The sequence below is a fragment of the Xanthomonas sp. LMG 12459 genome (assembly GCF_009192905.1).
In the GTDB taxonomy this organism is placed as follows: domain Bacteria; phylum Pseudomonadota; class Gammaproteobacteria; order Xanthomonadales; family Xanthomonadaceae; genus Xanthomonas_A; species Xanthomonas_A sontii.
Genome location: NZ_NSGT01000051.1, coordinates 1 through 16,481 on the forward strand (window position 1 = coordinate 1; position 16,481 = coordinate 16,481).

The window sequence follows — 16,481 nt, forward strand, 5'->3', positions numbered from 1 at the left end:
ATTCCCTTTATTCGTGGGGGCTGGGAAATGTTAAAAAAAACCAGGCCAGCCCTTCCCCGGCTCCCCCCCCGCCGCTACCCTGCCCGGGCATCGCTCTGGTTCCGCATGTCCACTTCCCGCTTCGCCCATCTGCACATCCACACCGAGTTCTCGCTGGCGGATTCGACCATCCGTGTGCCCGAGAAACCGGATCAGGCTGACCCGAAGAAAGCCAAGCAGGCCAACCTGCTCAGCCGCGCGGTGGAGCTGGACCTGCCCGCGCTGGCGGTCACCGACCTCAACAACCTGTTCGCGCTGGTCAAGTTCTACAAGGCCGCCGAGGGCGTGGGCATCAAGCCGATCGCCGGCGCCGACCTGCTGATCGCCGACGGCACCCAGGCGCCGTGGCGGCTGACCGTGCTGTGCCGCAATCGCGACGGCTACCTGAGCCTGTCGCGACTGCTGACCCGCGCGTGGCTGGAAGGCCACCGCAACGAAGGCGGCGTGGCGCTGCGCCCGGAATGGCTGCAGACCGGCAGCGACAACCTGTTCGCGCTGGCCGGCCGCGAGAGCCTGGCCGGGCGCCTGGCCAGCGAAGGCCGCCACGATCTGGCCGAGCAGCAACTGGCCGACTGGCAGCGCATCTTCGGCGACGGCCTGCACCTGGAACTGACCCGCACCGGCCGCGATGGCGAGGAGGCGTTCAACCAGTTCGCCCTGCACGCCGCCGGCACCCGCGGCCTGCCGGTGATCGCCAGCAACGACGTGCGCTTCCTGTACGCCAGCGACTTCGCCGCGCACGAGGCGCGCGTGTGCATCTCCTCCGGCCGCGTGCTCGACGATCCCAAGCGACCGCGCGACTACAGCGACCAGCAGTACCTGAAGTCGGCCGAGGAAATGGCCGCGCTGTTCGCCGACATCCCCGACGCGATCGACAACACCCTGGCGCTGGCGCAACGCTGCAACATCGAGATGCAGCTGGGCACCTATTTCCTGCCCGCCTATCCGGTGCCCGACGACGAGACGCTGGACAGCTGGATCCGCAGCCAGTCGCGCGACGGCCTGGCCGCGCGCCTGGAAAAGAACCCGCTGGCGCCCGGCAAGACCCGCCAGGACTACGTGGACCGGCTCGAGTTCGAGCTGGACACCATCATCAAGATGGGCTTCCCCGGCTACTTCCTGATCGTGGCCGACTTCATCCAGTGGGGCAAGAACCAGGGCATCCCGATCGGCCCGGGCCGCGGTTCCGGTGCCGGCTCGCTGGTGGCATGGGCGCTGCAGATCACCGACCTGGATCCGCTGCCGTACAACCTGCTGTTCGAGCGCTTCCTCAACCCGGAACGCGTGTCGATGCCCGACTTCGACATCGACTTCTGCATGGATCGCCGCGACGAGGTGATCGACTACGTGGCGCGCAAGTACGGCCGCGATCGGGTCAGCCAGATCATCACCTACGGCACCATGGCGGCCAAGGCGGTGGTGCGCGACTGCGGCCGCGTGCTCGGCTTCCCGTACGGCCTGGTCGACGGCGTCGCCAAGCTGATCCCCAACATCCTCGGCATCACGCTGAAGGATGCGATGGGCGAAGGCAAGGACAGCGAGATGGCCTCGCCGGAGCTGATCCAGCGCTACCAGGCCGAGGACGACGTCCGCGACCTGATGGACCTGGCGCGGCAGCTCGAGGACCTCACCCGCAACGCCGGCAAGCACGCCGGCGGCGTGGTGATCGCGCCGACGCCGCTGTCCGACTTCTGCCCGCTGTTCGCCGAACACGACGTCGACAATTTCGGCAAGAACCCGGTCACCCAGTTCGACAAGGACGATGTCGAGCAGGTCGGCCTGGTCAAGTTCGACTTCCTCGGCCTGCGCACCCTGACCATCATCGACTGGGCGGTGAAGGCGATCAACGTGCGCCACGCGCGCGCCGGCGTCCCGCCGGTGGAGATCGCCGCGATCCCGCTCGACGATGCGCCGACCTACAAGGGCATCTTCGCCTCGGGCAACACCGGTGCGGTGTTCCAGTTCGAATCCTCGGGCATGCGCCGGCTGCTGAAGGACGCCCGCCCCGACCGCTTCGAGGACCTGATCGCGCTGGTCTCGCTGTACCGCCCCGGCCCGATGGACCTGATTCCCTCGTTCAACGCGCGCAAGCACGGGCAGGAGGAGATCGTCTATCCCGATCCGCGCACCGAAGCGATCCTGAAGGACACCTACGGCATCATGGTGTACCAGGAGCAGGTGATGCAGATGGCGCAGATCGTCGGCGGCTACTCGCTGGGCGGCGCCGACCTGCTGCGCCGCGCGATGGGCAAGAAGGTGCCGGCGGAAATGGCCAAGCACCGCGAGATCTTCCGCGAGGGCGCGGCCAAGGGCGGCGTCGGCGAGGCCAAGGCCGACGAAATCTTCGACCTGATGGAGAAGTTCGCCGGCTACGGCTTCAACAAGTCGCACGCCGCCGCCTACGCCCTGGTCAGCTATCAGACCGCGTGGCTGAAACGCCATTACCCGGCCGAATTCATGGCGGCCACCCTGTCCTCGGACATGGACAACACCGACAAGGTCGTCGGCTTCCTCGACGAGGTGCGCAACCTCGGCCTGACCGTGCTGCCGCCGCGCATCAACGCCTCGGCCTACATGTTCGAGGCGGCCACCCCGGACACCATCCAGTACGGCCTGGGCGCGATCAAGGGCGTGGGCCGCGGCGCCTGCGAGGCGATCGTGGCCGAGCGCGAGCGCGGCGGCGAGTACGCCTCGCTGCTGGATTTCTGCACCCGCGTGGAATCGGCCAAGCTCAACAAGCGCACCCTCGAGGCGATGATCAACGCCGGCGCGATGGACGGACTCGGCGCCAACCGCGCCACACTGATGCTGCAGTTGCCGGAGGTGATGAAGGCCACCGAGCAGATGGCGCGCGAGCGCGCCTCCGGACAGAACTCGCTGTTCGGCGGCGCCGACACCAGCGCGCCGGCGCTGCGCCTGGACCTGCCGGAGAGCAAGGAATGGCCGCTGGGCCAGTTGCTGGCCGGCGAGCGCGAGACGCTGGGCTTCTACCTCAGCGGCCATCCGTTCGATCCGTACCGCGACGAAGTGCGCGAACTGGTCGGCTGCGACCTGAGCGCACTGGAGAAGATCTGCGCGCAATCCGGCGGCGGCCGCGGCGGTGGCGACGGCGAGAAGCGCGCCTGGCGCCCGGAGGTCAGCGCGATCCTCGCCGGCCAGGTGGTCGGCGTGCGCCGCAAGGGCGACAGCCAGGTGTTCGTGCAACTGGAGGACGGCCGCGGCCGCATCGAGTGCAGCGCGTTTTCCGACGCCATCGCCGAGTTCGGCCACCTGCTGACCCGCGACCGCATCCTCATCGTCAAGGGCGGTGTGCGCGAGGACGAATTCAACGGCGGCTACGCGATGCGCATCCGCCAGTGCTGGGACTACGAACAGATCTGCACGCACCACGCGCAGCGCCTGTCGCTGCGCCTGGACCTGCGCCAGCGCAGCGCCTGGCCGCGCATCGACGGCCTGCTCGCCCGCCACCGCCCGGGCAAGACTCCCCTGCGCCTGGACCTGCTGCTGCAGTCGGCGCAGGGCGGCATCGCCGGCATGCTCGACCTCAACGGCAGCCATTCGGTGCGCGTGGACCCGCAACTGCTGGACGCCCTGCGCGGCGACCCGGCGGTGCGCGCGGTGAAGGTCAAATACAACCCGCCATGGGCGAACTGAGCCTGGCGCGCAGCGCGGCGCGCCCGTTGCACATGGCCGAAGGAAGGAGGCCGCGATGAAGACCGTGCTGTTCCCGTTCGCTGCCGCGCTCGCGCTGGCGGCGTGTTCCTCGTCCAAGGTCGACTTCCAGATCGACAACCCCACCGCCGCGCCGCTGTCGATCACGCTCGACGGCAAGACCCTACAGGTGCCGGCACAGCAGGCGCAGCCGGTGACGTTGGCGGCCGGCGAGCACCACCTGCGCAGCGAACGCCTGGGCGATGTGCGCTTCATCGTCTACGCCGATACCAGGGGCGGACTGATCAATCCGACCCTGAGCGAGTACGTGACCGCGAACGCGATCTACCTCACCGGCCCGGACAAGGCGAAGAACTTCGGTTCGATCAACGCGCGGATCGAACTGAACGGCGTCACCTTCGAAGGCCCGTTCAAACAGACCCACAACCTGTTCATCGACAAGGACTGGACCTTCGGCGTGCGCGAGCCGTTCCCGGACGAGCAGGTCGTCGCGCATGTCGATGCCAGCGGCGGCAAGATCTCCAGCAAGATCTTCACTGCACCGGACTTCATCGCCTACGTCGAGACCGGCATGGGCCAGCCCGGCGCGTTCGAGCGCGCGCGGCCGGGCCGTTACGTGACGCCGCGCTTCGCGCTGGAGAAGACCCCGGCGACGTTGCCGCCGCTGGACCCGGCCTACGAGGCCCATGCCGGCCCGCTGCGCGCGCTCTACGCGCGCCACCTGCGCGCGACCAGCGCCGACGCGCAGCGTGCCCTGCGCAAGGAAGCCTTCCAGGCGCAGATGGCGTTCACCACCGCCACCGCGACGCTGGGCGCCTCGCTGCCGCCCTCGGCCAACGAGGCCTGCAACACCTTCGTGCACGCCTTCGGCGAGCTGACCGGGCGCAGTGCGCTGGTCGTTCCCTGAACCGCCGCCGCCCCCGGCCAGCCGCGCCCCGCCGACCTTTCCACACCGGAGCGTACGGGCAGTTGCCGTACATTCGGCTAAGCTTCCCCACCTTTGATCCATCCGACGGCTTCCAATGAACCCGAACTACCTCGACTTCGAGCAACCCATCGCCGATCTGGAAGCCAAGATCCAGGAACTGCGCAACGCCAGCACCGGCCCGGCGGTCAACGTCGACGCCGAGGTGGGTGCGCTGGAGGACAAGCTGCGGGTGCGCACCGCGCAGATCTTCCGCGACCTGTCCTCGTGGCAGATCTCGCAGTTGGCGCGGCATCCGCAGCGCCCGTACACGCTGGACTACATCAACGTGTTCTGCGACGAGTTCCAGGAACTGGCCGGCGACCGCGCGTTCGCCGACGACAAGGCCATCGTCGGCGGCCTCGGCCGCATCGACGGCCGCGCGGTGGTGATCATCGGCCACCAGAAGGGCCGCGACACCAAGAGCAAGATCGCGCGCAATTTCGGCATGCCGCGCCCGGAGGGCTACCGCAAGGCGCTGCGCCTGATGAAGCTGGCCGAGCGCTTCAAGCTGCCGCTGCTGACCTTCATCGACACCCCCGGCGCCTACCCCGGCATCGGCGCCGAGGAGCGCGGCCAGAGCGAGGCGATCGCGCGCAACCTGCTGGAAATGGCCGAACTGAAGGTGCCGGTGATCTGCACCGTGATCGGCGAAGGCGGCTCCGGCGGCGCACTGGCGATCGGCGTCGGCGACCGCACTCTGATGCTGGAATACGGCACCTATTCGGTGATCTCGCCGGAAGGCTGCGCCTCGATCCTGTGGAAGGACGCCTCCAAGGCCAAGGACGCCGCCGAGCAACTCGGCCTGACCGCCAAGCGTCTGTCCGCACTGGGCCTGGTCGACAAGGTGATCCGCGAACCGATCGGCGGCGCCCACCGCAACCCCACGCAGATGGCCAAGCGCCTGAAGGCGGTCCTGCTCAACGAACTGGACGCGCTGGAACAGCTGCCGATCGAGCAGTTGCTGGAGAAGCGCTACGCGCGTCTGCGCAGCTACGGGGCGTACGAAGCGGCCTGATCGCGACACAAGGAAGCGTTGCCCATGAATCCCATCGTCCTGCTGTCGCTGGCCTTGCAGTTGGCCTGCTGCGTGCACGTGGTGCGCAGCGGCCGCCCGCTGTATTGGATCTTCATTCTGCTGATCTTTTCGTATCTGGGGATCCTGATCTACGTGATCGCCGAACTGCTGCCGGAGTGGCGCAACGATCCGCGCGCGCGCCGCCATCTGCGCAAGGTCGGCGCCACGCTCGATCCGAACCGCGACAAGCGCACCGCCGGCAATCGCCTGGAACTGGCCGACACCGTGGACAACCGCCGGCAACTGGCCGAGGTGCACCTGGATAACGGCGAGTACGCGCAGGCGGCCGAGGTGTTCGAGAGCGGCTTGCGCGGCATCCACCGCGACGACCCCGGACTACTGCTCGGACTGGCCAAGGCGCAGTTCGGCCTGGACCAGCCGGCCGCGGTGAAAGCCACGCTGGACCGGCTGATCGCCGCCAACCCGCAGTTCCGCTCGCAAGACGGCCACCTGCTCTACGCGCGCGCCACCGAGGCGCTGGGCCAGACCGACGCGGCGCTGGAGGAATACGCCGCGCTCGCCGACGACTACCCCGGCGAAGAAGCGCGCGTGCGCTACGCGCAACTGCTGCAGCGCGCGGGCCAGCCGCAGCGCGCCGGCGAAGTGTTCAACGAAGTGCTGAAGCGCTCCAGCCTGGCCCCGCGCTACTACCAGCGCGACCAACGCCAGTGGATCGACCTGGCCCGCAGCGAACTGAAGCAACTCGACAGCCGCAACGCCTAGCTGCTGGCGCAAACCCGGAAAGGGTCGGAAACGGGGACTTTCGAATCCCCAATCCCAAATCCCCAATCCCCGCTCAAAACGGCTTGGCCAGCACCAGCCAGATCACCACCAGCAGCGCGAGCACCGGCAGCTCGTTGAACAGGCGCAGCGCGCGCGAGGACGGCAGCGCGCCGGCCTGGCCGACGCGCTTGAGCCAACGGCCGGTGAAGATGTAGTAGGCCAGCATCAGCGCCACGAGGCCGAGCTTGGCGTGCAGCCAGCCGCTGTGGCCGGGCGCGACCATGGTCGGGAAGTCCGGCAGCACCTTGTACCCCAGCCACAGGGTCAGCCCCAGCACTAGCGCCAGCCCGAACATGCTGTGGCCGAAGCGGTACAGGCGCCGGCCCATCAGCGCCAGGCGCTCCTGCACCTGCGGCTGGCCCGCGCTCTCGGCAATGTTGACCAGGATCCGCGGCAGGTAGAACACCGCCGCCATCCATGCGATCACGAACAGCAGATGCAGGGACTTGATCCACAGATAGAGTTGCATGCGCTGGCTCCGTGTCGCTGGCGTAGGATGTGCGGCCATTTTCGCCGATTCGTCCGGCGCCCGCACGGACCACACGCCCGCATGGACAAACAGTACGACGCCGACTACTTCCAGCGCTGGTATCGCCGCGACGGCATCGGCGATGCCGCGCGCCTGGCGCGCAAGGTCGCGCTCGCCGTGGCCCAGGCCGAGTACTACCTGGAACGGCCGATCCGCAGCGTGCTCGACATCGGCTGCGGCGAAGGCGCCTGGCGCGCGCCGCTGCTGAAGCTGCGGCCGAAACTGCGCTACCTCGGCTTCGACAGCAGCGACTACGCGGTCGCCCGCTACGGCCGCCACCGCAACCTGCACCCGGCGCGCTTCGGCGATTTCGCCTGGCTGCGGCCGTGCGCGCCGGTGGACCTGCTGGTGTGCTCGGACGTGCTGCACTACGTGCCCAGCCGCGAACTGCGCCAGGGCCTGCCCGGCCTGGTGGAGCTGTGCGGCGGGGTGGCGTTCCTGGAGACCTTCGCCGCCGAGGACGACTTCGACGGCGACCACGCCGGCTTCCAGCCCCGCGCGGCGCGCTGGTACCGGCGCCAGTTCGGTGCGCTCGGGCTGCGCCCGGTGGGCAGTCATTGCTGGCTGGCGCCAGCGCTGGCGGGGGATGCGGCGGCGCTGGAGACGATTGGTCTGGTGCCCCATTAAGGTGCAAACCGCGCGGATGCGTTATGCTGCACGGCAGCATACGCTCAGGATGGAAACACCGGCATGCTCTACCAGTGGCACGAACTGACCCGTAACCTGCTCGCCCCCTGGGTGCACCAGGCCGAAGCCAACGCCAAGATCTTCTCCGACCCCAACAGCCTGTGGTCGACGCTGCCCGGCGCCGAGCGCCTGGCCGCGAGCAACGAGTTGATGCACCGCCTCGGCAAGGACTACGAGAAGCCGGCCTGGGCGCTGGACCATGTCGAAGTCGACGGCCACGCCCTGCCGATCGTCGAGCAGGAAGTGCTGCGCAAGCCGTTCTGCCGCCTGCTGCGCTTCAAGCGCTTCAGCGACGACGCCAAGGTCGTGGACGGACTCAAGAAGCAGCCGGCCGTGCTGGTGGTGGCGCCGCTGTCCGGCCACCACGCCACGCTGCTGCGCGACACCGTGCGCACCCTGCTGCGCGACCACAAGGTCTACGTCACCGACTGGATCGACGCGCGCATGGTGCCGCAGTCCGAAGGCGACTTCGGCCTGGACGACTACGTGCGCTACGTGCAGGACTTCATCCGCCACATCGGCGCCGAATCGCTGCACGTGATGAGCGTGTGCCAGCCGACCGTGCCGGTGCTGGCCGCGGTGTCGCTGATGGCCGGGCGCGGCGAGACCACGCCGCGCTCGCTGGTGATGATGGGCGGGCCGATCGACGCGCGCCGCAGCCCCACCGAAGTCAACAACCTGGCCACGCGCAACCCGCTGTCCTGGTTCGAGCACAACGTCATCCATACCGTGCCGCCGGCCTACCCCGGCCACGGCCGCGCCGTCTACCCGGGCTTCCTGCAGCACATCGGCTTCCTGGCGATGAACCCGAGCCGGCACTTCATGTCGCACTGGGATTTCTACGCCAACCTGGTCAAGGGCGACCTGCAGGACGCCGAGGCGCACCGCCGCTTCTACGACGAGTACAACGCGGTGCTGGACATGCCGGCCACCTACTACCTGGACACCATCCGCGTGGTGTTCCAGGAATTCCTGCTGCCGCGCGGCGAATGGGTGATCGACGGCGAACGCGTCGACCCGGCCGCGATCCGCGACACCGCGCTGCTCAGCATCGAAGGCGAACTGGACGACATCTCCGGCCTGGGCCAGACCGCCGCCGCGCAGGACCTGTGCACCGGCATTCCCGCGGCGCGCCGCCAGCACCTGGAAGTGCAAGGCGCCGGCCATTACGGCATCTTCAGCGGCCGTCGCTGGCGCGACATCGTGTATCCGCAGGTGCGCAGCTTCATCGCCGCCAATGCCGGCGCCAGCCGCGCGCCGGCGGCCGGCAACGTCACCCCGCTCAAGCGCCGCGGCAGCCGCAAGGCCGGCTGAGCCGCGTCGCGCCCGCGGCCGGCGGTCGCCGGCCGCGACGCCTCGTCATTGCCCCGTGCTGTGCACCAGTAGTTGCTTGGCCAGCAGGCCGTGCAGCTTGCCGACGGCCCGCGCCAGGTGCAGCGTGACAAAGAGCAACACGACACCCAATGCGGTGGACAGCGGCAGCAGCCACAGACCTGCACCGGCGGCGCCGAGATCGCCGAACGCCACGCCAAGATAGAAGTGCTCGGGGAACAGCAGGCCCAGTGGTGCCGCGGCCAACCCCAGCGCGGTGCTGAGCAGGGTGACGAACACGGTGAAGTAGGCGATCCCCAGCGGCAGCATCAGCAGGAAGTACAGCATCGTGGTCCAGGTGCGCGCATCGGTGAACATCTGCCCGATGCGCTGCAGCCACGGCTGTTGCGGCGCGCTGTACAGCGGCCGGCGTGGCATGCGCTCGCCCAGCAGGACTTCCACCACGCGGCCCTCCACCAGCGACAGCAGCCGCACCGACCCGAAGAACAGCACCAGCAGCGGCACCCCGATGATCAGGATCAGCAAGCCCGCCGACACGCTGACGCCGGTCACCAACCAGGTGAAGTAGAAGATGCCGGTGACCAGCGACAGCAGCATGTAGAACAGGCTGCCGTAGGCGCGCGGGTCGGCGATCACGCCGAAGAAGCGGCCGGGCAACGATTTGCGCTTGGGCGGCGCCGGCGGCTTCAGCGCGCGGCTCACCGTGACCTCGGTATCGCGGTAGATCTCGGCCACCTCCTCCGGTGCGCCGTAGCTGCCGGCGACGCCGGCGATGACCTCGGCCTCGCTCTTGCCCGGCTGCTCGGCCAGCTCCGAACGCAGGTATTCCTCCGCGTCGTACAGCGCGTCCTGGACCAGCGCGGGGTCGGCGCCGGCCAGCGCCGCGCGCAGTTGCGCCAGGTAGTCGGGAATGGTGGTCGGCAAGGGCCGCGGTGCGGTGTGTGCGCTGCTCATTCTGAAATCCCCTTCAGCACGGAATCGACGGAATCGCGGGTGGCGCGCCACGCCGCGGCCCATTGCCGCAGCGTGGAAAGACCCGCCGCGGTGATGCGGTAGTAACGCCGTGGCGGCCCCGCCACCGACGGCTCGACATGGCTGGACAGCAGGCCGGCCGCCTCCAGGTTGCGCAGCACCGGATACAGCGCACTCTGCTTGCCGCTGAGCACACCCTCGCCCACCTGCTCCAGGCGCTTGGCGATCAGGTAGCCGTACAGCGGCGCCTCGGCGGCGGCCAGTACCGCCAGCAGGGCCAACGACACGGTGCCGGCGCTCAGCTCCTTCTGGAATTTCTTCAGCTGTGCATCCGGCTCGACCATGGCGCCCTCGCTAGGTTGATCTAGATACTAGTACCGAGTTCGACATAGTGATCGTGCCATTGGTCATGCACGCCGCCCAGGCGCCGCGATTGCCGCGGCAAACGTTTCGACAACGTCGCGCGCCCTACACTCGTGACGGTTCCGTTCCACATGCATTCCAGGAGGTATCGCATGAGCCCGTCCCCCACCGAACAGCAACCCGGCCAAGCCACCGACCCGAGCTTCGCCAGTTCCGGCAACCAATACTCCGCTGGCCCGATCAAGCGGGATCCGAACGCTGGCGCAGGCTCGCTCGAGTACAGCCGTACGGTCACCGAAGCCAGGCGTGGCCCACTGGAGTACGCCTTGGTGCAGACCGGCAAGGTCGGCGCCGGCAGCAAACAGGAAGACGGCAAGACCGTGTTCAACGTGGAGATGGAGTTCACCCAGGGCCATCGCATCGAGGGCGCATTCAAGGCCGGGCGCCTGGCCGCCGACGGCAGCCTGACCCAGGCGGTCGGCGAGCGCGGCCGCTACGAGGTGCGCCTGCCCGGCGAGGCCAAGGCCGAAGCCGCTGCCCAGGTGAATCCGTTCGACCCGCAGACCATCCCGGTGGACGGCAGCGTCAAGCTCGATGGCCAGGCCTTCGCCAAGACCTCGATGGAGGCGACGTTTCGCGGCCTGGCCACCTCCAGCGAGCGCACCGATGCGGCCGGCATGAGCTACGCCGTGCAGCGCGTGGACGAGCACAGCGTGCGCGTGGCGGTCGGCCCGACCCAGGCGCTGGAGCGGCTGGAGGCGGTCGGATTCAAGACCGACATCGCCCAGGCCATGCTCGGCCGCCAGGACGCGCTCGGCCAGGCGACCATGCGCACCGCCACCTTCGACCTGCGCGAGCCGCAGGCGCAAGCCGCCTATCGCGACTTCCTGGCCAGCGGCAAGCTCGCCGCCAACGTACCCGGCGTCAGCGACGTACAGAAGGTCGAAAGCCTCACGATGAGTTCGGAAACCCGCGCCCAACTCGGGGTAGGCCCGTTCAAGGCCGAGCTGGGCGGCCAGCGCAACACCGGGGAGAACGTGCGCACCACCTATGCCGACGGCAGCTACAGCCTGGTCGGCAAGGTGCAGTACGCCGGCAACGTGCCGATGACCATGACCCGCCAGTTCGACGCCGCGAACAACGAGCGCGTGGACGAACGCAGCTACCAGTTCAAGTTCGACAAGGTCGACGAGAACCAGGCGCAACTGCTCAACTCGGTGCTCGCCGGCAAGGCCGGTGCCGCGGGTCCGGCGAAGGCCGGCCAGGACCTCACCCTGCACTTCTCCGAGCGGCAGATGGATGCGCTGCGTCAGCAGTACCAGCGCGCGGCGCAGGCCAGCCCGATGACCGCGCACGAGGCGGCGCAGTACGCCAAGCAAAGTCCGCAGGACTTCGCGATCGGCCTGGCGCGCAACCTGGGCAATTCCCAGTACGGCCTGAGCGAGCGCCTGTTCCGCGTGGCCGACAGCGCCGGCGGCACGCCGGGCGGCGATCTGCAACGCGTCGACGCCAAGGCCGAAACGCCAGAGCAGAAGTCGCCGACGGCGCCGACACGCGCCACCGGCAGCGGGCCGGAGCCGCACGCCGCTGCCGCCGCCGACCCGCGGCAACAGGCGATGCAGCAGGCGATCGAGCGCAAGCTCACCCCGTACGATGCCAACGTCGCCAGCAACTTGCTGCTGGCAGCCAGGCGCGATGGTCTGACCCAGGTCGATCACGTGCTGCGCAACGACAACGGCCGCGTGTTCGCGGTGCAGGGCGACCCCAGCGCCGGCGACAAGCGGGTGGCCTACGTGGACGCCGCGCAGGCGGCCACCATCCCGGCGGCGGAAAGCGCCAGGCAACTGGCCGCGCTGCCGCCGCTGCCGAACCAGGCGCCGGTGCAGGACACACAGGAACCGCAGAAGCGCGCGATGTCGTAGACAGCGCTGTCGGCGGCACGGCGGTCGCGCCATGCCGCTGGCACATTGGCAGCGGCCGCCGCTTCGGTGAGAATCGGGCGCTCACCGACCGGGCCGCCCTCATGCCGCTGCGCACTTCCCTGCTCGCCCTCGCGTTGTCGCTGTCCGCCTCCGCCGCATGGGCGGGGGCACCACCGCCGGCCGTACCGTACCGCAGCCCGCAACAGATCCTGGACGCGTCCAAGTCCAGCGACTGGCGCACGCTGGATCCGGCCAACACGCTGTACCTGGAGCTGGACACCGGCCGGGTGATCATCGAACTGGCGCCGGCGTTCGCGCCGCAGCACGTCGGCAACATCCGCACCCTGGCCCACGAGCACTTTTGGGACGGCCTGAGCATCTACCGCGCGCAGGACAATTTCGTGGTGCAGTTCGGCGACCCCGATGGCGAGGAACCGGGCAAGGCCAAGTCACTGGGCAGCGCCAAGACCCACCTGCCCGCCGAATTCCAGCGCCCGGCCGCGGGCCTGGCGTTCCAGCCCCTGCCCGACCGCGACGGCTGGGCGCCGCAGGTGGGCTTCGTCGACGGCTTTCCGGTGGCGCGCGATCCCAAGGCCGGCACCGCCTGGCTGGCGCACTGCTACGGCACGCTCGGCGCCGGCCGCAACAACGACGAGGACAGCAGCATCGGCGCCGAACTGTACGTGGTCACCGGGCAGTCGCCGCGGCAACTGGACCGCAACATCACCGTGGTCGGCCGCGTGGTCAAGGGCATGGAACTGCTCAGCGTGATCCCGCGCGGGCCGGACCCGATGGGCTTCTACGAAAAACCCGAACAACGCACGCCGATCCGCGCCATCCGCCTGGCCAGCGACGTGCCGGAGAACGAACGCACCCCGCTGCAATTGCTGCGCACGGATACGCGCACCTTCCGCGAGGTGGTCGAGGCGCGACGCAACCGCCGCGACGCGTTCTACAAGCGCCCGGCCGGGCACATCGACCTGTGCAATGTGCCGCTGCCGGTGCGTACGCCGCCGAAGTGACGCGTCATGCGCGCGCCGGACGGTGCGTGCTCAGGCGCCGCCGACGCTGCGCCGCTGCGGTTGCTGCGCGTGCAGGAAGCGGGTGAACAGTTCGCGCGGCTGCTCCACGCCGCACTCGGTCAGCAGCATGGCGATGTTGCCGCGGTGGAAAGCGCCATGCGCGAGCACGTGGAACAGCATTTCCTCTCGGCTCATGCGGCCGGCATCGCCATCGGTGAAATGGAAGGCCAGTGTCTGCTGCAAGGCGGGCGCGTCGATCCGGGCGACATAGTCGGCATACCACCGGTCCGATTCGGCCACCGCCGCACCCAGCGCCTCCAGTTCCGGCGTCTGCGGCGTATTGCTCGCGGTGAACGCATGCGTGCCGCCCTCCAGGTGCGCAGCGAAGATCCGGTCCACCACGTAGGTATGGTTCAACAGCCGGATCGCGCGCTGCCGCTGCGCCGGAAACGCCGCACCATCGATCTGCGCCAGCGCCTGCAGCAGTTCGGCGTTGGCCCAGGCCTTGAAGGCGAACTGCGATGCGAGCAGGGAATCGGTCATTGCGTCGTTCTCCAGGCAAAGGGGTGACACGGAAATTGCGGCGCGCCGACGTCCTCGCGCACGCCTGCCAGTTGCGCCGCTACCGCGCGCGCTGGCTGAAGGCGACGCTGCCCAGGATCAGCATGCCGGCCAGCAACATGGTCCAGGTCAGCGGCTCGCCGAGGATCGCCCAGGCCAGCAGCGCGCCGAACACCGGGACCAGGTAAGTCACCGTCGACGCGCGCGCCGGGCCGATGCGCTGGATCAGCCGGTAGTACAACAGGAACGCCAGGCCGGTGCAGAGCACGCCCAGGCCGCCGGCGCAGGCCCAGGCCACCGCCGGCACCGGTGCGGCCGGCCAGTGCGTCCAGGCCAGCGGCGCCAGCAGCAACGCGCTGCAGCCCAGCGTCGACGCGGCCGCCGCGGCCGGCGGCAGATCGCTCATATGCCGCTTCACCAGGCTGTAGCCGATGCCGTACAGCAGGGAGGCAGTGGTGCCGGCCAGCGCGGCGGGGCCCACGCTGATGCCGGCCGACTTGCCGGTGGCGAGCACCACGATGCCGGCGAAGCCGATCAACAGCGCCAGCGCGCGGCGCGTGCCGATCTTCTCACCGAAAAACAGGAAGGCGATCAAGGCGGTGAACAGCACGGTCATCGCGTTGCAGATCGCGCCGATCGCCGCCGGCGCATGTTGCGCGCCCCAGGCGAAGAGCAGGAACGGCAGCGCCGAGTTGAGCAAGCCGATCGCCGCCAGGGTCGGCCAGCGCCGCAACGGGAAGCGCGCCCGCGCCAGCCACAGGAACGGCAGCAGCACCGCCGCGCCCAGCGCCAGGCGCAGTTCCACCAGCGCGTAGGCGCCGAACTGCGGCGCGGCCACGCGCATGAACAGGAACGAGCAGCCCCAGACGACGCCGAGGAAACCCAGTTCCAGCGGCGTGCGCCAGTCGCGGGCGGGCGCGCCGTCGGATGCGGAGGCAGCAGCGGCGGAGGCGATGGCCGGCTGCAGGGAAGGATCGGAGGTGGGCATGGAAGAGGCTCGCGGTCGATCGGACGCGCGCCGCAGCGGTCGTGCGACGCCACGCATCCGCTGCCGGCTGAGGACGCCGGGCGGCGCATCCGCACCGACGCCGCATCACCGCTGCCCGCCGCGCATGTCGTGTTCGGCTGCCAGCATCGCCCTGCGCCACGGGGCCGACAAGCGCGTAGTATCGTCGCGAGCCACAAATCTGCCGCGTGCCTGCTCATGCAACTGCGCCCGTCCCTGCTGCCCGCACTCGGCGTGTTCGCCGCCGCGGCGCGCCACCAGAACTTCGCCCATGCCGCGGAGGAACTGCATCTCACCGCCAGTGCGGTCAGCCACCATGTGCGGCGCCTGGAAGCCCTGCTCGGCGCCACGCTGTTCCAGCGCCACGCGCGCGGGGTCAAGCTGACCGCCGAAGGCCGGCAACTGGCCGATGCCGCCAGCGCGGCGCTGGCCGACATCGCCGCGGTGGCCGGCAACCTGCATCCGCAGGCCGACACCGCGCCGCTGCGCCTGACCACGTTGCGCTCGCTCTCGTACTGCTGGTTGCTGCCGCGCCTGCCGCGCTTCTGCCAGGCCTATCCGCACGTGCGCCTGGAGATCCAGACCGACTCCGCCTTCTCGCGCTTCGAAGAGGGCGGTCCCGAGCTCGGTATCCGCTACGGCCAGGGCGACTGGCCCGGGCTGACCTCGCACCACCTGATGGACGACGCACTGTTCCCGGTGGCCTCGCCGGCTCTGCCGCAACTGGCGACGCTGCGCCGGCCCGAGCAGATCGCGCAACTGCCGCTGCTCACCGACATGTCGCCGCAGGGCTGGCGCGACTGGTTCCGCGCCGCCGGCGTGCGCGGCGTGGCGCTGCCGCCCATGCACACCTTCAACGACAGCACCGATGCGATGCGCGCGGCGGTGTACGGCGTGGGCGCGGTGCTGGCACGCAAGCACATCGCCCAGCCCTACCTGCAGCGTTACGAACTGGTGCGTCTGCCCGGCCCGGCGCTGACCGCGCGCTATTCCTACTACATCGTGCATCCGACCCACCGCCTGCTCAGCCCGGCCGCCAGCCACTTCGTCGACTGGCTCAAGCGCGAGGCGCTGGACGAGCGCACGCCGATGCCGGCGCTGCCGGCGGAATTGCTCGGGCTGCCGCCGAAGGCGGGTTAGCGCTGGCGTAAGCGCAGGGCACACATGCAGGAACCCGCGGTATCGATCGCGTCGTAGATACCGTCTCACCCCCTAGCAGGCAAGGCCCCTTTTCGGATCGAACGCCGTGCCCGATTTGAGAACGCCGTAGGCCAGGTGCAGGAGCTTGCGCATGGCGGCGCACACGATCTGCTTGCCGGTTTTGCCGCGTTCGCTCAGCCGCTGTTTCAGCGCCCGGATGATCGGGTTGTGGGTCATGGCCACCAGGGCCGGCATGAACAGGCCCGCGCGCAAGCGGGGCGAGCCGGTGCGCGAGATGCAGACGCGGCCTTTGCGCTCGCCCGACTCCTGCAGGCACGGATTCAGGCCGGCGAAGGCGGTCACCGCCGAGGCATCGGCGAAGCGCCTCACATCGCCAAGCTCGGCCAGCAA

15 protein-coding genes are annotated in these 16,481 nt (G+C 69.3%); 9 read left to right on the forward strand and 6 right to left on the reverse strand.

The genetic code is table 11. The annotated features are described in order from the left end of the window. Positions 1-105 precede the first annotated feature (105 nt). The 4 genes from dnaE to CEK65_RS12575 all read left to right on the forward strand — a co-directional run bounded on the left by dnaE (position 106) and on the right by CEK65_RS12575 (position 6,476). The gene (dnaE, locus tag CEK65_RS12560) at positions 106-3,693 is read left to right on the forward strand and encodes a DNA polymerase III subunit alpha (RefSeq protein ID WP_152181949.1); all 3,588 of its coding nucleotides are present in this window, start codon (positions 106-108) and stop codon (positions 3,691-3,693) included. A gap of 55 nt (positions 3,694-3,748) precedes the next feature. Beyond that, positions 3,749-4,618, forward strand: coding sequence for a hypothetical protein (locus tag CEK65_RS12565; RefSeq protein ID WP_152181950.1), 870 nt, complete (start codon positions 3,749-3,751; stop codon positions 4,616-4,618). Positions 4,619-4,733: 115 nt separating this feature from the next. Then, entirely contained in the window at positions 4,734-5,693 is a 960-nt protein-coding gene (locus CEK65_RS12570; protein WP_017908798.1) for an acetyl-CoA carboxylase carboxyltransferase subunit alpha, read from the forward strand. 24 nt (positions 5,694-5,717) lie between these two features. Then, positions 5,718-6,476, forward strand: coding sequence for a tetratricopeptide repeat protein (locus CEK65_RS12575; protein WP_017908799.1), 759 nt, complete (start codon positions 5,718-5,720; stop codon positions 6,474-6,476). Between the two features lie 73 nt (positions 6,477-6,549). On the opposite strand, the gene CEK65_RS12580 is transcribed toward CEK65_RS12575, so the two are convergent. After that, positions 6,550-7,005 (reverse strand): CopD family protein, encoded by a 456-nt coding sequence (locus tag CEK65_RS12580; protein WP_152181951.1) that lies wholly within the window; start codon positions 7,003-7,005, stop codon positions 6,550-6,552. A gap of 81 nt (positions 7,006-7,086) precedes the next feature. Between CEK65_RS12580 and CEK65_RS12585 the strand changes: the two genes are divergently transcribed. Next, complete coding sequence (locus tag CEK65_RS12585) at positions 7,087-7,692, forward strand: class I SAM-dependent methyltransferase (protein ID WP_010344055.1); 606 nt, start codon at positions 7,087-7,089, stop codon at positions 7,690-7,692. Between the two features lie 63 nt (positions 7,693-7,755). Next, positions 7,756-9,066: a polyhydroxyalkanoate depolymerase gene (gene phaZ / locus CEK65_RS12590; protein ID WP_043092494.1), complete on the forward strand. Its 1,311-nt coding sequence runs from the start codon at positions 7,756-7,758 to the stop codon at positions 9,064-9,066. 45 nt (positions 9,067-9,111) lie between these two features. On the opposite strand, the gene CEK65_RS12595 is transcribed toward phaZ, so the two are convergent. Then, positions 9,112-10,038 carry a sensor domain-containing protein gene (locus CEK65_RS12595; protein WP_152181952.1) on the reverse strand — a complete coding sequence of 309 codons (927 nt, stop codon included), beginning with the start codon at positions 10,036-10,038 and terminating at the stop codon, positions 9,112-9,114. Then, on the reverse strand, positions 10,035-10,400 hold the full coding sequence (locus CEK65_RS12600; protein WP_017908804.1) for a PadR family transcriptional regulator: 366 nt from the start codon (positions 10,398-10,400) through the stop codon (positions 10,035-10,037). The genes CEK65_RS12595 and CEK65_RS12600 overlap by 4 nt, the downstream gene beginning before the upstream one ends. 171 nt (positions 10,401-10,571) lie before the next feature. On the opposite strand from CEK65_RS12600, the gene CEK65_RS12605 reads away from it, so the two are divergent. Both CEK65_RS12605 and CEK65_RS12610 read left to right on the forward strand, forming a co-directional pair. Then, positions 10,572-12,341 (forward strand): XVIPCD domain-containing protein, encoded by a 1,770-nt coding sequence (locus CEK65_RS12605; RefSeq protein ID WP_152181953.1) that lies wholly within the window; start codon positions 10,572-10,574, stop codon positions 12,339-12,341. 101 nt (positions 12,342-12,442) lie between these two features. Further along, positions 12,443-13,363, forward strand: coding sequence for a peptidylprolyl isomerase (locus CEK65_RS12610; protein WP_152181954.1), 921 nt, complete (start codon positions 12,443-12,445; stop codon positions 13,361-13,363). Between the two features lie 30 nt (positions 13,364-13,393). Here the strand turns inward: CEK65_RS12610 and CEK65_RS12615 are convergent, their stop codons facing one another. Next, a complete protein-coding gene (locus CEK65_RS12615; protein ID WP_152181955.1) occupies positions 13,394-13,906 on the reverse strand; it encodes a DinB family protein in 513 nt (170 codons plus the stop codon). 79 nt (positions 13,907-13,985) lie between these two features. Then, positions 13,986-14,912: a DMT family transporter gene (locus CEK65_RS12620; RefSeq protein ID WP_017915767.1), complete on the reverse strand. Its 927-nt coding sequence runs from the start codon at positions 14,910-14,912 to the stop codon at positions 13,986-13,988. 216 nt (positions 14,913-15,128) lie between these two features. Between CEK65_RS12620 and CEK65_RS12625 the strand changes: the two genes are divergently transcribed. Beyond that, positions 15,129-16,070 (forward strand): LysR substrate-binding domain-containing protein, encoded by a 942-nt coding sequence (locus CEK65_RS12625; protein ID WP_152181956.1) that lies wholly within the window; start codon positions 15,129-15,131, stop codon positions 16,068-16,070. Positions 16,071-16,142: 72 nt separating this feature from the next. Here the strand turns inward: CEK65_RS12625 and CEK65_RS12630 are convergent. Next, positions 16,143-16,481, reverse strand: a 339-nt coding sequence (locus tag CEK65_RS12630) for a transposase (protein ID WP_152181957.1), incomplete at its 5' end; no start/stop codon positions are given.

Excerpts from the sequence above, each read along its gene's own strand:
- phaZ (WP_043092494.1), top strand. The coding sequence starts at position 7,756 with ATGCTCTACCAGTGGCACGAACTGACCCGTAACCTGCTCGCCCCCTGG.
- CEK65_RS12585 (WP_010344055.1), top strand. The coding sequence starts at position 7,087 with ATGGACAAACAGTACGACGCCGACTACTTCCAGCGCTGGTATCGCCGC.
- CEK65_RS12580 (WP_152181951.1), bottom strand. The coding sequence starts at position 7,005 with ATGCAACTCTATCTGTGGATCAAGTCCCTGCATCTGCTGTTCGTGATC.
- CEK65_RS12610 (WP_152181954.1), top strand. The coding sequence starts at position 12,443 with ATGCCGCTGCGCACTTCCCTGCTCGCCCTCGCGTTGTCGCTGTCCGCC.
- CEK65_RS12575 (WP_017908799.1), top strand. The coding sequence starts at position 5,718 with ATGAATCCCATCGTCCTGCTGTCGCTGGCCTTGCAGTTGGCCTGCTGC.
- CEK65_RS12620 (WP_017915767.1), bottom strand. The coding sequence starts at position 14,912 with ATGCCCACCTCCGATCCTTCCCTGCAGCCGGCCATCGCCTCCGCCGCT.
- CEK65_RS12625 (WP_152181956.1), top strand. The coding sequence starts at position 15,129 with ATGCAACTGCGCCCGTCCCTGCTGCCCGCACTCGGCGTGTTCGCCGCC.
- CEK65_RS12600 (WP_017908804.1), bottom strand. The coding sequence starts at position 10,400 with ATGGTCGAGCCGGATGCACAGCTGAAGAAATTCCAGAAGGAGCTGAGC.
- CEK65_RS12570 (WP_017908798.1), top strand. The coding sequence starts at position 4,734 with ATGAACCCGAACTACCTCGACTTCGAGCAACCCATCGCCGATCTGGAA.
- dnaE (WP_152181949.1), top strand. The coding sequence starts at position 106 with ATGTCCACTTCCCGCTTCGCCCATCTGCACATCCACACCGAGTTCTCG.
- CEK65_RS12565 (WP_152181950.1), top strand. The coding sequence starts at position 3,749 with ATGAAGACCGTGCTGTTCCCGTTCGCTGCCGCGCTCGCGCTGGCGGCG.
- CEK65_RS12595 (WP_152181952.1), bottom strand. The coding sequence starts at position 10,038 with ATGAGCAGCGCACACACCGCACCGCGGCCCTTGCCGACCACCATTCCC.
- CEK65_RS12605 (WP_152181953.1), top strand. The coding sequence starts at position 10,572 with ATGAGCCCGTCCCCCACCGAACAGCAACCCGGCCAAGCCACCGACCCG.
- CEK65_RS12615 (WP_152181955.1), bottom strand. The coding sequence starts at position 13,906 with ATGACCGATTCCCTGCTCGCATCGCAGTTCGCCTTCAAGGCCTGGGCC.